The organism is Streptomyces sp. HUAS MS02, from assembly GCF_055702265.1.
Genome location: NZ_CM146747.1, coordinates 4,337,949 through 4,354,100, shown reverse-complemented (window position 1 = coordinate 4,354,100; position 16,152 = coordinate 4,337,949). Strand labels below are relative to the sequence as shown.

Genomic DNA, 16,152 nt, shown 5'->3' with positions numbered 1-16,152 from the left:
ATGTTGTCCGCTGTTGACATCACCATCCTGCGGGCAGGCCTTCCTGTGTCGTTCCTGCGGCGTTACCTCGAATGGGAACGTCCGTCTCATCGAGTTGTCCGGCGGCGTCCAGGTTGACACCTCCGAGCTGGATCGTGGCGATCCGGGGCCCGCTGCCGGTAAGGGCCACTGTGGTACGGGCAGCGCCACACTCGTGCCCAATGACATCAAGTGCGGCTCTGACCACTGAGCGCAGCAGGGTGAGCTCGGCCTCGGTCGCCTCCTGGAGGGCAGGCTCTTGGCCGTCCACTGGCAGATGCGAGAAGATGTCGAGAATGTGGTGCATGCCCTCGCTACTGGAGGTCGCAACGCCGAACACGGGGCCGTCCAGCGTCTCCTCCGAGGCGTAGGACCGCACATTGTTCGCGACCTCGATATGCTCGGCCAATCGTTCCATCACCACGATCTCGTCGAGGGAACTGTAAGGCGCCGCACCATCGTTTGATGAGGAAATCAAGTGGAGAACTTTCTGTAGACGATGGCCACAGAGTCGGTCTTTTCGCAAAGACGATTCCGCCTGGTCAGATAACCGTGCGGTAGGCGTGCCTCTTGGCTCCCTTCCATGAGAGCTCGTAACACGATCTTGTTGAAGTGCCCTGGTTGGGCGTGACCGGTGTGACGATTCGGCCGTTCGGGATGGTGTGAGTGCTCGGCCGTGGATCGTGGACGATGACTTGTGGGCGCTGATCGAGCCGTTGCTGCCGCCGTGGCCGGAGAAGTCGCCGGGCCCGCGGCCGGTGGCGGACCGGCTGTGTCTGCAGGGCATCCTGTATCTCCTGCACAACGACATAGCCTGGCAACTCCTGCCGCTGGAGCTGGGGTTCGGCTCGGGACAGACCTGCTGGCGACGGTTGGACCGCTGGCAGCAGGCCGGAGTCTTCGACCAGCTGCACCGCATTCTGCTGGTCAAGCTGAACGCGGCCGGTGAACTCGACTGGTCCAGGGCGTGTGCGGACGGCTCCCACATCCGCGCGAAAAAGGGGGAGCCGACACCGGTCCGTCGCCGGTCGACCGGCGGAAGGCAGGCAGCAAGCACCACTTGATCTGCGACGGACGCGGCACCCCCTTCAAGGCCATCACCACCCCTGCCAACGTGAACGACGTCACCCAGACCCTCGCCCTGGTCGACGGCATCCCGCCCGTGGCCGGACGTCCCGGCCGGCCACGCCGCCGCCCCGATTCGCTGCTCGGCGACAAGGGCTACGACTCCAACCCCAACCGCGAGGAACTGCGCAAGCGCCGGATCCTGCCGGTCATCTCCCGCAAGGGCGCCCCGAACATTAAAGGCCTGGGCAAACTCCGCTACGTCGTCGAGCAGTCCTTCGCGCTGCTCCACCAGTTCAAGCGCCTCGCCGTCCGGTGGGAACGCCGAACCGAACTCCACGACGCTTTCCTCTCGTTGGCCTACAGCCTCATCTGCTGGAGACGCCTCAAGAAGAACCGATCATGATCGTGTTACGAGCTCTAAGCAAGCGGCCACCACAGAGCAGACCCGGCGGGGTTTCAAGAGAGCCCAGGTTCTGGGTGCCTCGCTGCCGCAGCGAAGAAGGCGGCGGCATCACCTCCGGCATTATGATCCGCGAGTTGGCCGGTGCTGCGTGCGCGGCAGAGCAGGGCCCCGCCCCAGGCCATGCCCAGGTACTGGGCGGTCCGCTCCAACATGCCGACGAGAGGCTGCGCGTCCCGGGCCTCTCCACGGGCGAACGTGCTGACCGCCCACAGTGTCTTGCCACCCATCCGAGCCCGGAAGTCCAGGCCGGGTCGAGCCATCCAGAACGCCCAGTAGTCCAGATACAGCTTGGTCTGCGCCGAAACGCTGTACCAGTAAAGCGGCGACACCACCACGATGTCCGTGTGGTCGAGAGTCGCGCCAAGCAGCCTCTCCTCCGCCGCTTTGGTACCGGGAACCGCTTGCGCGGGAAACGAAAGCTTGTTCAAACAGAGCCAACTCCGCTCGACCGCCGCGGGAAGGCCCCCGGCCGCGCGGCGCGCCAGCGACTCGGTCGCGCTTCCTGCGCGCGATCCGCCAAGCATGAAGGCGAAGCTCCTGACGCAATCGTTGCTGAGCACCGAAGTCGCCGCGTTCATTCCTGGCTTCACTGGGTCCCTCGTCAGAATCGACTCTGACATAGATCTCTCCCTGCCGTCGGCAAACCAGACCCAGCCGGCCGTACGACGAAGCCCCCGGTGGACGAGTCCTCCACTGGTGGCACAGCTCCTCCACCGGGGGCTTCTGCCTGCTGGCCTGACGCTCTGTCCGTTTAGTTGGTCAGTTCCTCGGGCCAGTTACGGAGGTCCGCACCGTGCCGGTGCAGAACGGCCAGCGCGATCCTCTCCAGTCCGAACGCGACGCACGAGGTGTGTGCCTCGCCCGCCGACATCCGGAACCCGAACTCGGCCGAGAAGTGGTCTTTGTGGCAGTTGCACGAGACGACCGCCTGGCTGAGCCCGTCCGCCACCTCGACGACGAGCTCCCACTTCAGCTGATCGGCACGCTGCATCCTGCCCATCATCCGGCCCGCGTTCCCGAAGAAGGGATCATTGGCTGGTTCCACGGTGACCGTCAGTCCCAGTGCCCTCAGCCAGCCGGACGCCCGCTCGATCCAGCCGTCACGCCAGTCGAGAACCGAGGCAGGCATGTCGACACGGATGATCTCGTGCATCCGGAAGGAGCGCATGCGGCCGGCCTCGGCCGTGCGCTCGTGCCGATAGCAGTGGCCCGTGAGGCCGAAGACGGCGGGTGCGGAGAACTCCGCCTCAGCCAGCTGGGGGTACAGGTGGTAGCAAGCCGCCGGGAGCAGCGCGACATCACTGAGTTCGTGCCGCTGGGTCCAGGACTCGCCTCGACGCAGTGCCGACGCCATTTCGCGCCACTGTCGGTCGTCGCCTTCATAGGTGTGCACGGTTCCCAGCAGGTGTGGGAAGGTCTCTACGTAGCCCAGCCGTTCCAGCAGCTGACGGGAGATCACCGGCGGTACGCCGATCCTTGTCACGCGCTCATCGGCCGCGAGGCGGCCAATGGATCTCTGCAGATTGTCGATCAGCGTCTCGAAGGTGGCGCCGAACGCCACGAGTCCGGGTACGCCGGTGTCCAGGACCACAGACTCGTCGGCGGGAACAGTGGCGGGACGGGTCATGATGTCAGCCATAACGCCTCATCAGCATCGCAGTGGCATTGGTTTCTTGAAGTCGGCTGTTTGAGATCATCAGCCTGGCGGAGTAGAGGTCGCGGAGCATGCGGGCCACGGAATGCACACCGCGCTCCTGGTAGCCCTGCATCCCACAGATTTCCAGCGCGGTCTCGGCGATCTCCACGGTTTCGGTCGAGGCAGCCAGCTTCAGGCTGTTCGCTTCGACGGCGAATTCGCTGGTCACGATGCCCGTGTTCGTCTCGTCCAGCTGCTCATAGCCGCGGATCACGCTCTGCAGCAGACCGTTCAGCGCGTCAAGCCGCTGTCCGATGGAGGCAAGCCGCAGGTCCGGGGCCGCACCCTGCTTCCCGAGCCGGCTGGTCTGCCGGAGACGGTGCGTGGCCCGCCGAGCGGCCTCTTCCGCGATACCGATCCAGGCGGCGCTCCACAGGATGTGCGAGAGCGGCACCATGGTATGGGCCGCCACCTCGGCGAACGGGGTGCTGAGCACCTGAGCGGAAGGCACGTCGACGGCGATGCGACAGCCCGGGCTGCGCGTGCCGCGCATGCCCATGACGTCCCACTCCCCGACGTCCTGCAGTTCCACCTGGTCCCTGGACGCCAGCACCAGCACCTGATCGCTCGCGGCGGCCTCACTGTTCCGCCGCGCGGTGATGAGGAACGCGTCCGCCATGAGGCCGTAGGAGATGGTGGGCGCCTGCTTGACGAAGGAAACCCGGCCTCCTTCGCTGTGGCAGGGGACGCGGCTCTCCCGGAGATTCCCACCGACCCCGAGTTCCGAAGTGACCGAGGCGATCAGCCCGTTCCCGGCGACGATCAAGGTGAAGAGTTCGGCAAGCGCCGCATCCGCGGCGTCGATGTGGCGCGCGACGCAGGCGAGCTGCACCTGGTGCATGGTCCAGATCATCGCCGTCGAGCCGCATGCACGGCCCAGAGTGCGGGCGACCTCGCTGAGGGTGGCGGTGCTCAGGCCCATGCCGCCCAAGTGGTGCGGAAGTACGGCATTGAGCAGCCCGGTCCGGGCAAGCGCGGCAACGGACGCTTCCGGGAAGACCCCGTCCCGGTCGACCAGGTCCGCGTGGTCCGCCAGGGTTCGGGCGGCGGTCTCCGCGGCGGTGATCGCCAGCTCCCGCCCCGGCTGCTCCGTCAGTTGAAGGGTCATCGTCCGACCTGACCTTCCGCTGTGTTCGACGTTCCGGCCAGTAGGCCGCCGATGGCCTCTGCGATCGCGGCGATGCTCCCGAAGGTGTTCCGGGCCAGCAGAGATGTCGGGAATTCGATGCCCAGCTCGTCCTCCAGGCCGATCATCACGCGGACGGATTCCAGGGAGGTCAGTCCGGCCGCCCAAAGATCGTCGGTGAGCTGAAGGTGCTCGGTCTTGACGTCGGTCTGCCGGGAGAGGACCGACGAGATGAGACTGATCAAGTGCGGCGGCGCCTCCAGGGCGCTTGCCAGCTCGTCGAGCAGCCGTATCTCGCGTTCCCGCAAGTCGCGCAGAACCTTGGCCATCCGCTGCGGCGAATGCCCGCTGGCCTCCATCCCCATGGTGTGGGCGAAGTACCAGCGACGGGCCAGAGCGTCGGCCTTCGCGACCAGCGGCTCCAGAGCCGGCAGTTCTCGTGCGGCAGCCGCCATCACCTTCTGCGCGTAGGTGCGCTCCGCAGCCACGTCCGCGACGTCGGGCACCGCATGCCCCGCCTCCACCGCACGGATGAACACGTCCAGGTCGGCCAGTCCGGCTTCGCGGTGCGTGAGAGCGTCGGTGCGCAGCTCGGCGAACGCCTCGATCGCGGAGTAGGCGTGTTCGACCTTCCCCTCGAAAGCGATCAGCTCGAAGTCCCGGGCCACCGCGCTCGCCCGGGTACGGCGGTAGGTGTCGAGGGATAGGAAGGACGGACTCGGCTCATTCATCGGGTCGAGTACGGTCACCGACTCCGAGCCCCACTCCACGAGGATCAGCGCATGCATCAGGTGGGTACGTCCCAGGTAGGGCGAGGCGATGTCGAAGGAGTCGACCGCGGCCACCACTGGCACACCGCTGTCCAGAGCGGCCCGCTCCGCGGCGAATGCGGCCGTCGCCGAGTCGAACCGCTGTCGCTGGATGTTCAGCCCCGACAGCCGCGCGACCCGGGCGAGCCATCGTTCACCACACCGCAGCCGGTCGGAACCGGGCCCGTAGCCGAAGCCCCAGCTCACTCCGATCCGATCAGATGCCTCCGCCAAGCCCTGGGCCGTCAGAACGTTGCAGGTCGCCTGCTGGACGCAACTGCCGAACTGGGCGGTACCCGTGTGGGACAGTCCGGCGCGCAGCTGCTCCAGCGCTCCGTTCGTAGAGCTTTCGATCGTGTTCAGCATGTCTCTCCTCGTAGCTCCGCAACCAGCTGCGACGTGCCCTCAGCAGCAATTCCCTTTGCTTCGGCGACCACGTTGACGAGGTCACCGACGGTCGACTGGTCAAATAGCTCGCTCAGCGGAATCCGGACACCGAACGCCTCAGCGATCCGCGCGATCAGTTGGGTGGCGAGCAGGGACTGGCCCCCCAGGTCGAAGAAGTCGTCGTTGAGGCCGACCTCGTCCAGCCCGAGCACCGCGCTCCAGACCGCGCACATGCGCTGCCGTATCTCTTCCAGCCCCACGGTGGGGGGTGACACGGTCGCCGTGGTCTCGTCTTGGGACGACCGGCTGCCGCCAGACCGGTCGGCGTTCTCATTGGTGGCTGTCGCGGCACCGGCCAGCCGTACTGTGCACAGCGTGTCCGGAGCATCGAGTACCGCAGCGACCAGGGTCTCGAAGTCGTCCACCATGCGCGCCACCGTGTCGTGCGCGAAGAGGTCGGTGGCGTAGTTGACGATGCCAGTAAAGGTGTCTCCCGTCTCCCGCAGGTGCCACTCCAAGTCGAGCCGGGCCGTTGTCCATGGGAAGTGGAACCGCTCGGCGGTGACGTCGGGCAGTGTCAGCTCCCCTGCTCCAGGGCGCCTGTTGTGCAGTTGGAACAGCACTTGTGCCAGTGGATTGCGGCTCGGGTCCCGGGGCTGCCGCAGCTCTTCGACAAGCTGCTCGAAGGGCAAGTCCTGGTGCTCGTACGCTCCCACAGCCACGTCCTTGGTGCGGCGCAGCAGTTCGCCGAGATCCGGTTCACCGGACAGGTCGAGCCGAAGGACAAGCGTGTTGAAGAAAAGCCCGATCAGCGGCTCGGTCTCCTGACGGTTCCGGTTGGCGACCGGTGTCGCGACAGGGATGTCGTCACCCGCTCCGTAGCGCTGTAGCAGCACTCCGAAAACGGTGAGGAGCACCATGTACGGCGTGCACCCCTGGGCGTCGGCGAGGCGGCGCAGGCCGGCGGTGACTTCGGGGCCGAGGTCGAAGGTGACAGCAGCCCCTCGCTGGCTGGGGCGCCTGGGTCGAGGCAGATCGGTGCGCAGCGGCAGCGAGGGTGGTGAACCGGCCAGCTGCCGTCGCCAGTAGCCCAGTTGGTGCTCGCGAACCGTCGCGGAGACCCACTCGCGGTGCCACATGGCGAAGTCGGCGTACTGCACCGGGAGCGAGGGCAACTGGATGGTCCGCCCCGTCGTCAGCGTTGTGTAGAGCGCGGACAGCTCCTGCAGCAGCTGGTTGTTAGACCATTCGTCGTAGGCGATGTGGTGGATGCATATCCACAGGACATGATCAGCGTCCGACCCCTCCAGCTGGATCAGGCCAGCCCGGATAACCGGGCCCTGGCTTAGGTCGAACGGTTGGCGGATGCGCTCCACGACGACGGCCCGTGCCTGTTCTTCGTCCCCGGCGGCGACCTTGTCCAGTGGTACCGACGCGTTGGCCACGATCACCTGGTGCGGTTGGCCGCCGGGACTCGGATAGCACGTACGCAGCACCTCGTGCCGCTCGACGATCGCGCTCAGTGCGCCCTGCAACGCCTCGACGTCGACGGGGCCGGTCAGCCGGAGCGCCTCGGCGACGTTGAAGAACGCGTTGTCTGGCACCAACTGGTCCATGAACCACATGCGGTGCTGAGAGAAGGACAGCGGAGTGCGTGCCGGTCGCTCCGTCACCGGGATCGGTTCGGCCGACGGTGCCGTGCCGTCGGCGGGGGCACGCTCGATCACACCGGCGAAGCCGGCCAGAGTGGGATGATCGAAGAGCCGGCGCAAGGTCACCTCGACCCGGAACTCCCGTCGAACCCGGGTCACCATCTGAGTGGCCAGCAGTGAATGTCCGCCCAGGTGGAAGAAGTCGTCTTCCACGCCGACCGCCGGCGTCCCGAGCACATCGGACCAGATGGCACTCAGCCGCTGCTCCGTCCGCGTCCGCGGCACCGACGCCGCGTCGCGCGGCTCGACGGACGCCGGGGGCACGGGCAGGGCATGGCGGTCGACCTTGCCGTTCGCGTTGCGGGGCAGGGCGTCCAGCACCACGAGGCTCGCAGGCACCATGTAGTCCGGCAGCCTGTCCCGCATCAGGGTGACCAGCTGCGCCGACAGCTCTCCGGCCTCGGCACCGGCGTCCGCCCTGGATGTCACATAGCCGGCGAGCCGCCGGTCCCCGGGTCGGTCCTCGCGCAGCACCGCAGCCGCGTCGGTGACCCTGGGGTGCGTCCGCAAAACGTGCTCGATCTCGGCGAGTTCGATACGGAAACCGCGGAGCTTGACCTGATCGTCACTGCGGCCCAGGAACTCGAGAACTCCCTCGGCCGTACGACGCACGCGGTCCCGCGTCGCGAACATCCGGTCGCCCGGCTCACCCCACGGGTCGGGGAGGAAGGACGCCTCGGTGCGCGCGGGGTCCCCCAGATAGCCGCGCGCCACGCCGGGGCCGGCTATGTAGAGATCTCCCGGAACGCCCGGCTGGACAGGGTTCAGCGAGGCGTCGAGCACGTATGCGCGCACTCCCGGCAGCGGTCGGCCGATGGGGACGGCGCCGCCGGAAGGCCGGTGCGTCGGGACCGAACCAGGGGCGTGCGGCTCGTACACGGTTGCCGTGATCGTCGTCTCGGTCGGCCCGTAGGCGTTGAGCCACCTCACGTGCGCGGGGGCCTGCGACTGCCAGGTCGCCAGCTTTCCCGCGTCAACGGCTTCACTGCCGACGACGACCAGGCGGAGCCGGTCGTGCCGCGACGGCGGATACTCGGGCAGGACGGAGACCCACTCGTGCCAGTAGGACGCTGGCAGATTGAGCACCGAGACGCCGTGCTGCTCCACCAGCGACATCAGTTCCCCGACATCGGGCATGGGGCCAGCGTCCCTGAGGACGACGGTGGCCCCCCGGATGAGGGTGGCGAAAAGCTCTTCGGCGGCGACGTCGAAAGTCAGCGCCGAGAACTGCAGCACACGGTCGTCCGGGACGAGTCCGTAGCACTCGGCGACGGCCTGCAGTGTGTGCACAAGGTTGCCGTGGTCGACGCACACGCCCTTGGGGCGCCCGGTGGTACCGGAGGTGTAGAGGATGTAGGCCAGTGCCGAAAGATCCGCATCGGCCGGCCGCGGCACAGCGTCCGTACTGGCGTCGAGGACTTCCTCCACTACGGCGAACGGAACCCGGTCCGAAGGGGGCGCTCCACGGTCCCGTGACACGAGGATGAAGGTGGCCCCCGCGTCACTGAGTATGTACTCCAAGCGGTCCTGCGGGTGTTTGACATCCAGCGGCAGGTACGCCGCCCCCGCCTTAAGAATGCCGAGCAGCGCCGTCGGCCAGGCCGGTCCGCGGTCCATCCAGACGCCCACGGTGCTTCCCGGACCGATGCCGTGCGCTGTCAGGAAGGCGCACACGGCGTCGGAACGCTGGGCCAGCTCGGCGTAGCTGAGTGACTGGTCCCCCTGGACCAGTGCGAGGCGGTCCGGCCAGCGAGTTGCGGCCGTGGTTACCAGACCGGACACGGTAAGGCCAGGGCGGGGTTCGTTGAGCGCAGTCAGCCCATTCATTTCAGGACCTGCCCGATGTGACCGGCGAGCTCGGAGACCGCGGGTTCACGCATGATGCTGTGGTGGTCCGCGTCGGCGGAGGCGAAGTCGAGGACCTGGCCGACCACGTTGCTCCAGCCCCAGGTCCGATCCCGGTCCAGGGGCTTCCCGGAGGGCTCGGCGCGGACCAGAGTGACGGGGAAGTCGGGCGTCCGGAATTCCGGCTCCTTCTCGAAGTGCCGTTCCGATGCCGTCATGTTGGACGTGTACACAGCCAGCAGAGTGCGCAGCTCGTCCTCTCCCGCGTCGGGCGGCAGGTGGCCCTTGTTCTGCATCGTGGAGAGGAGATCCTCGTAGGTGAGAGCGTCAACCGTCTCCTCGGGCAGGCCCAGTTCGTAGTGCCAGGCGAAGCGGCTGATGAGCGTGGGCTCCTGGGCCGCGTCGTCGGACTCCTCCCCGTCGGCTCCCGGAACGGAGCTGTCGATCAGGATTAGCCTGTCCACCTCGGTACCGGCTCGGCGTAGTGCTTGAGCCGTCTCGAAGGCCATGGCCCCGCCGAAGCACCAGCCGATGAGCACGGGCGGTTCCTGGCTCTCGGCGGCGATGGCGGCGGCATACTCCTCGACCATCTCGGTGTAGTTCTCTTGCGGTTCCCGGCCATGCAGACCCCAGGACTCGACGCCGATGACCTGCACACCGTCCGGCAGCAGGCGAGCCAGTTCCCAGTAGCTCAGCGTGTTCCCGCCGCCGGCGTGCAGGCAGAAGACGGGCTTCCCGCCCCGCGCACCCCGCAGGGGCACCAGGTTCGAGTCGTGTCGCTCGCTGGTGCGTATCAGCGACGCCATCGCCGCCACCGTGCGGGCGCTGAAGATCGACGACATGGGCAGCCTGCATCCGAACGCGTTGTTCACGAGGGAGATCAGCTTGATCGCCCGCAACGAGTGACCGCCGGACTCAAAGAAGTCGTCCTCGGGTGCGAGGGCGTCGGTTTCGAGGACAGAGGCCCACAAGGCCAGCAGCCGCTGCTCCACGGAGTCACGAGGACGGCCGACCCGGGTCTGCCGGGTCTCGACAGGGGACAGCGCCTCGCGGTCGACCTTGCCGGTGGGCGTGAGCGGCAGCCGCTCGAGGATCTGCCACCCTGTCGGCATCATGGCAGCGGGGAGTCGGCGGCCGAGTGCCGCCTGAACGTCCGGGAGCGAGAGCGTCCCGCCGCTCGGGTGCCCGGCGCCCACCAGGTAGGCGTCCAGGTGGGAAACGAGACCGCTGTCGTCCGCGCGAGCGATCACAGCAGACGTGGACACGCCGGATTGCTGGTTCAGCAGCGACTCGATCTCACGCAGCTGGACACGGTATCCGTGCAGCTTCACCTGGTCGTCCAGTCTGCCGATGATCTCCACACCCACGCCGGGCACCAGACGGCCCAGGTCGCCGGTCCGGTACGACCCGGACGTCCCGCGCTCCGCGAAACCGGACCGTCCGGCGCACAGCTCCGACAGGTAGCCGATGCCGACTCCGGGGCCGGTGATCAGGACCTCCCCGGGGCACCACGGCGGGAGCGGGTTGTTTTCGTCGTCGACGATGGTAAGGACGTTCTCGCCGAGGCCCGTACCCACCGGAAGCGAGGCGCACCGCTCGTCTGGAGCCGCGTCCAGAGTCAGACAGGAGGCACCGATCGTGGTCTCGGTCGGGCCGTAGTGGTTGTAGACCCGCAGTTGGGGGGCGAGTTCACGCAGCCGGTCACGCAGCGAACGGGGCAGGAGCTCACCGCCCAGTACGAGCGCTTCCTGCGGCAGCAGCTCTGCCGGGTCGCTCGCCTCGTCGAGCAGCGCACGCAGGTGCGACGGCACGAGCTTCATGGCGGCTACCGGATGCGCCCGGAGTCGCTCGGCAAGGGCCCGCGGGCTGGTGGCGTCGTCCAGGTCGAGCAGCCGGACGCAGCCGCCGGCGGCCAGCGTGGGGAAGATCGCCGTGTAGGAGAGGTCAGAGGCCAGCGTTGACACCGCCGCGAACTCGGCCCCTTCGGGCAGACGCAGTTCGTTGAGGACTGCCGAGGCGTAGTGGGCCAGCTGCGCATGGCCGATGACGACGCCCCTGGGCGTGCCCGAGGTGCCCGAGGTGAAGATCGTGTAGGCGGTGCCCTCCGCGTCGGCTGAGTTCGGGGCTGGCCCCTCGGGCCGCCCCGTGCCGACCGCAGCCGGTACCGATGCCGTGGGCACCGCTAGGTCGGCGACCATGGCGGCACCGGGCACCAGCGCCAGCGGCGGCGCCGCCTGCCGCAGTACGGATGCGATCCGCTCCGCCGGCCACGCCGCGTCGAAGGGGACGAACGCCGCCCCTGCCATCCAGGTCCCGAGCATCGCAGCCAGCGTGTCCTGCGAGGCCATGGCGAGGACCGCCACGTTGTCCCCGGCACGGACGCCACGCTTATCCAGCAACGCGGCGACCGCGGCAGCACGGTCCCTCAGTTCCTCATAGGACAGAACCTCGTCTCCACAACGGACCGCAGGCCGGCCGGGGTGGCATTCGGCATGTTCCAGGAAGCGGTGCAGCACCGACTCGTACCGGCCGTGCCGAGGTGCCGCGGCGGCCCGCGGCGGACATAGCCGGAGCACACCGACCGCCCGGTCTGGCTCCTCCAGCGCGTCGGTCAGCAACTGCTCGAACGCCTCTGCGATCAGAACCAGGTCGGACTTGGTGACGCGCCCGTGCGTACCGGCCAAGGTGAGCCGTAGACGCTCCGTCTCCCGGTCACAGTGCATGTGGAGGACGCCCGGCACATCGGCGCTGGACAAGGCATCCTGACCCGCGCTCGAATCCGCGGGACCGTGCCGGAACCGGAAGGACAGCACCGGCCCACGATCGAGATCGGCGTCGGCCGCTGCCGCGCCGACGGTGCCCGTTCGGCTCCGCGTCTCTGTGGCAGCCCGCAGCTCGGTGTCCGACGCCTTGACGACATCGGTGAACGGAGCACTCGGCGACAGCGGCAGGCGCATCGACACCGGGTCGTCGGCCACCACCAGTACCTGGTCGTCGCGGTTCTGCGTGTACCGCGCGTACAGGGACCGCCAGGCCGCCAGAAGGATCGCCGCTTCGCTCACGGAAAGCTCACCGGCCATCTCATGCAGGCGCTGCACCACGGACCCCAGGAGGGGGACGGTCAGGGTCTCAGGGGGCGCATATTCGTCCCACGCACCGACCGGCGCTATGAAGGGCACGAACGTAGACGGCTTGAGCACATAGGCCGATTCGATACCTGCTGCGGTCATCGCGGACCTCCCAAGGACTCGGAAAATTCTTCGGCGTCTGCCCGGAGCGCGAGATCCGTGGTGGACTCCGCTTCCGCCGCTTCGGCCTCGTTCAGTTGACGGACGCTGCGCAAAGGGGAGAAGAACAGCAGCAAGGAGGCCAGAAACCCGCCGCACGCGGATACCAGGACCGTTCCTCGAAGGCCCAGCGTCGAGCCCAGGGCACCGCCCATGAGAGACCCCAGGGAAAGCGCACTCCAGGCGAAGGTGCGCACGGTCGCGTTGACCCGCCCCAACAGACGGTCGGGAGTCACCACTTGGCGGAAGCTGATGACCGTCACGTTGAAGATGGGCAGTCCGAAAAGCGCGACGAAGTTTGCCGTGGCCGCCACGCCGACCGTCCACACGGAGGCCCCGTGCACCGACCCGAGGAGCAGATAGCCGATTCCGGGCAGGGCCATGGCCGCGACGAGCATGGGGCCGGCTCCAAGCAGACGGGTCAGCCGTTCCACGAACAGCGCACCGACGACCGCACCCGCACCGCCGACCGCGACGATCAGACCGACCTGCGTCGATCCGAGGCCGACGTCCCGGATCAAGAACAGAAAGAACACTGAGAGCAGCGCGCTTTCGAAGAGATTCGCCAGGACCGCGGCAGCCGTGCACCACCGAAGGATCGGGTGACGCCTGACGACGTCGACGCCTTCGCGGATGGACATCCAGAGCGAAGGGGCTGACTCTCCCTGCTCCTTGTTCCCGGCCGGCGACTCGTCCGGGGGCAGCTTGAGCACCGCCACGCTGGACAGAAGGTAACTCAGGGCATCCGCTGCGATCACCAGCGGTGCGCTCAGCAGGCCAATCAGCGCTCCGGCGGCGCCGGGACCGACGACCTCCGCCATCGACTCCGACACCTGCATCTTCGCGTTCGCTTCCATCATCCGTGCCCGACCGATCGTGGTCGGCAAGTAGGACTGGTAGGCGAGATCGAAGAGCACGGTCATCGTACCGACGACAAAGGCGACGACGAAGAGTTGCGGGATCGACAGCACGTCGAGGGCATACGCGATGGGAATCCAAGCCAGTGCGACAGCACGCACCACATCGGCGGCGATGAGGACGGGGCGGCGCGTCCGCCGGTCCAGCAGAGCGCCGACTCCCAGGCCGAACAGGAGGAAGGGAAGAGTGGTGAGAGCGCCCAGTATTCCGGATTCCATCGGCGTGGCATGCAGGATGACAACGGCGGTCAGTGGCAGCGCCACGTAGGTCAGCTGCGCACCGAAGAGCGAAATACTCTGACTCGACCACAGAAGCAGGAAATTCCCCTGCCGGAAGAGCGAAAGCTCCTTGGCGGCCGCCGTCATCGGGTCGCCCCCGGCAGCTCGGACAGCCGACGATCCGGATCAGCGGCCGCAGCCTCGAGAAGGCTTGAGAACTCCTCCACGAAGGTCAGCATCGTGCTCTCGTTGAAGAGCGAACTGTCGTACTCCACTTCGAGTTCCAGTTCCTTCTCGAGCTCGGTGATGTAATACGTGACGTCGAACTTCGTCGCATCGGTGGTGACGAACACGTCCTCGGAGACGAGCCCCGCCAGGTCGAGCGCGGGGTTGTGCATGTTCTGCAACGCCAGCCATGCCTGGATGAGCGTGCTACGCACGCCAGTACGTTCGATCGCAGCGTCGGCGACCTGCTGGAAGGGAACGTCCTGGTTCTCGTAGGCGCGCAGAGTCCACTTGCGCACCTGCTTGAGCAGTTCCCGGAAGGTTGGCTCCCCGGACAGGTCTGTCCGCATCACCAGGGTGTTGATGAAGCAGCCCATGAGCGGCTCTGTCGCCGGATCCTGACGGCCGGCGATCGGTGTGCCGACCACCACGTCCTCACGGTTCGCATGCCGCCCCAGGACAATGGAGTACGCCGCCAGGAGCACCATGAACACAGTGGTCCTGGTCGCCCGGGCCAGTTCCACGGCCGGAGCCTTGGAGAAGGTGACCGTCACGGACCTTCCGGGCACCGTTATCCGCGACTGCCGGGGCCGGTCGGTCCGCAGACCGAGCTCGCGGGGCACCCCGCTGAGGGCCTGCTTCCAGTACTCCGCCTGCCGGGCAAACATCTCGGTCTGCGCTCGCTGCCAGGTCGCGTGATCCCGGTACTGCAGGGTGAGTTCGGGAAGGTCAGGCGCGACGCCCTGGATGCCGGCGTTGTACACGGCCGCCAGTTCGTCGATGAGGTTACCGATCGACCATCCGTCGGTGATGATGTGGTGCACGGTGACGTGCAGGACGTACTCGTCCTCACCCATCCGCACCAGCACCGGACGCAGCATCGGGCCGGTGGCCAGGTCGAACGGCGCTTCCGTGCACTCTACGAGGAATGCCTGCAGGTCGCCTTGGACCTCGACGATCTCGAAAGCGTGGGCCCGCGGCTCCTCGACCACCGCGGTCAGCTCACCGTCGGCAAGGAGCGTGTAGCGGGTGCGCAGAATGTCATGTCGCGCCATGACCGTCTGCAGCGCCGCGTTCAGGGCGGGGATGTCCAGGCGCCCGGTGAGACGGAACGTGATCGGGATGTGGTAGGCGGATGACTGGTCCTCGAAGGTGTACGCCATCCAGAAGCGTTCCTCCGCAGGGCTGAGCGAGTTGGACCAGACGGACTTCCGGTCCCGCATCGGCTGGATGCGGGATGCCGGACTGCCGGATTCGCTCCGACGGCCGGCCAGGCGCTGCGCGAACAACTCGCGCTTCGCCTGGGACACGGAGTCCAGCCACGCGCGAGGCGCGTTCACGTCGCACTCGGGGTCGGGGTCGTGCTGCCGTTCCTCGCCATCGATGGAAAGGCCCGGCGTCGTGGGAATCGTCATGGGTCGGGCCCCTAGTCCGTCATGGAGACGAGAGTCCGGCGGGTCCCGGTGAAAGGCTGCCGACCGTGCGCTACCAGCATGTTATTGATGATCATCACGTCGCCGGTCTGCCACGGGAAGGCGAATGTGACCTGCTCGTAGACCTTCCGGACGATGTCCAGGTCTGCCTTGTCGATCCCGGAGCCATCACCGTAGTAGGCGTGCCGGGGCAGGTCCTCCTCGCTGTAGAGGGAGAGGAGCGCTTCGAGCACCTCCGGCTCCAGGCTGGTGGCGTGGAAGAGGTGCGCCTGGTTGAACCAGACCCTCTCCCCGGTGCGCGGTTCCACTTCCCACGCCGGCCGGCGATGCGAGGTCCGCAATCCTTCGGCAGTCCACTGGAACTGCTGCCCGTGCTCGGTGCAGTACTGCTCGACGGCTGCTCGGTCGTCGGTCTGGAATGCCTCCTGCCAGGACAGGCCGAGCCCCTCCCGGAAGGAGCGGGTGTAGACAACGCCGTCGGCGAACCGCTCGCGCAGCTCGGCCGGAAGAAGGCGGTACATCGCACGGCTGTCGGCGACCGGCGTCGCCCCGCCGCTCTCTGCGGGAACGGCGGACAGGAAGAACAGCAGTCGCGGCCAGTTCTCCGAGTAGGAGCTCTCGTTGTGCATCGGGATCGACTGGTCGGCCGGGTATTCCGTGGACGTGTAGATGGCGCCCTGGACCTCGCTCCGCGGCGTGGACCGCTCGGTGTACTGCAGCGGCGACCCGCCCACCAGGCGGGTGATCTCGTCGAAGAGTTCCAGATCGGCCGGAAGACCGCGGAGCAGCACCGCCCCCTGGTCGTGCAGCGCCGCGTCCATCTCGCGCAGGAGATTCCGGCAGTCGTCCAGTCCTGTGACGTCGTCGAAGACGGCGACATGCGTGTGTTCATTACCGATGAGTTGCATGGGTACGGATTCCTTTTCCGGCTCCGGTGAGCGCATCAA

11 protein-coding genes are annotated in these 16,152 nt (G+C 67.3%); 1 reads left to right on the top strand and 10 read right to left on the bottom strand.

The features are described 5' to 3' along the window. Positions 1-19: 19 nt before the first annotated feature. Complete coding sequence (locus tag ACZ9QC_RS18710; RefSeq protein WP_472921151.1) at positions 20-496, bottom strand: hypothetical protein; 477 nt, start codon at positions 494-496, stop codon at positions 20-22. Between the two features lie 184 nt (positions 497-680). Here ACZ9QC_RS18710 and ACZ9QC_RS18705 point away from each other — a divergent pair. After that, a protein-coding gene (locus ACZ9QC_RS18705; RefSeq protein WP_472921150.1) for an IS5 family transposase occupies positions 681-1,489 on the top strand; the annotation gives its coding sequence in 2 pieces (ribosomal slippage) (positions 681-998 and positions 1,001-1,489; 807 coding nt in all). A 53-nt stretch (positions 1,490-1,542) separates the two neighbouring features. Here the strand turns inward: ACZ9QC_RS18705 and ACZ9QC_RS18700 are convergent. From ACZ9QC_RS18700 to ACZ9QC_RS18660, 9 genes are all read right to left on the bottom strand, one after another. Then, the gene (locus ACZ9QC_RS18700; protein ID WP_472921149.1) at positions 1,543-2,127 is read right to left on the bottom strand and encodes an NAD(P)H-dependent oxidoreductase; all 585 of its coding nucleotides are present in this window, start codon (positions 2,125-2,127) and stop codon (positions 1,543-1,545) included. 173 nt (positions 2,128-2,300) lie between these two features. Further along, positions 2,301-3,188, bottom strand: a complete 888-nt coding sequence (locus ACZ9QC_RS18695; RefSeq protein ID WP_472921148.1) for an aminoacyl--tRNA ligase-related protein — start codon at positions 3,186-3,188, stop codon at positions 2,301-2,303. After that, positions 3,181-4,353 carry an acyl-CoA dehydrogenase family protein gene (locus ACZ9QC_RS18690; protein WP_472921147.1) on the bottom strand — a complete coding sequence of 391 codons (1,173 nt, stop codon included), beginning with the start codon at positions 4,351-4,353 and terminating at the stop codon, positions 3,181-3,183. Before ACZ9QC_RS18690 ends, ACZ9QC_RS18695 begins: the two co-directional genes overlap by 8 nt. Beyond that, entirely contained in the window at positions 4,350-5,546 is a 1,197-nt protein-coding gene (locus tag ACZ9QC_RS18685) for a phosphopantetheine-binding protein (protein ID WP_472921146.1), read from the bottom strand. The genes ACZ9QC_RS18690 and ACZ9QC_RS18685 overlap by 4 nt, the downstream gene beginning before the upstream one ends. Next, on the bottom strand, positions 5,540-9,061 hold the full coding sequence (locus ACZ9QC_RS18680) for an acyl carrier protein (RefSeq protein ID WP_472921145.1): 3,522 nt from the start codon (positions 9,059-9,061) through the stop codon (positions 5,540-5,542). The genes ACZ9QC_RS18685 and ACZ9QC_RS18680 overlap by 7 nt, the downstream gene beginning before the upstream one ends. 41 nt (positions 9,062-9,102) lie before the next feature. Continuing rightward, entirely contained in the window at positions 9,103-12,354 is a 3,252-nt protein-coding gene (locus tag ACZ9QC_RS18675) for a non-ribosomal peptide synthetase (RefSeq protein WP_472921144.1), read from the bottom strand. After that, complete coding sequence (locus ACZ9QC_RS18670; protein ID WP_472921143.1) at positions 12,351-13,694, bottom strand: MFS transporter; 1,344 nt, start codon at positions 13,692-13,694, stop codon at positions 12,351-12,353. The genes ACZ9QC_RS18675 and ACZ9QC_RS18670 overlap by 4 nt, the downstream gene beginning before the upstream one ends. Further along, a complete protein-coding gene (locus ACZ9QC_RS18665) occupies positions 13,691-14,935 on the bottom strand; it encodes a condensation domain-containing protein (RefSeq protein WP_472921142.1) in 1,245 nt (414 codons plus the stop codon). The genes ACZ9QC_RS18670 and ACZ9QC_RS18665 overlap by 4 nt, the downstream gene beginning before the upstream one ends. A 263-nt stretch (positions 14,936-15,198) precedes the next feature. Beyond that, a complete protein-coding gene (locus tag ACZ9QC_RS18660; protein WP_192362566.1) occupies positions 15,199-16,113 on the bottom strand; it encodes a TauD/TfdA family dioxygenase in 915 nt (304 codons plus the stop codon). Between the last annotated feature and the right edge of the window lie 39 nt (positions 16,114-16,152).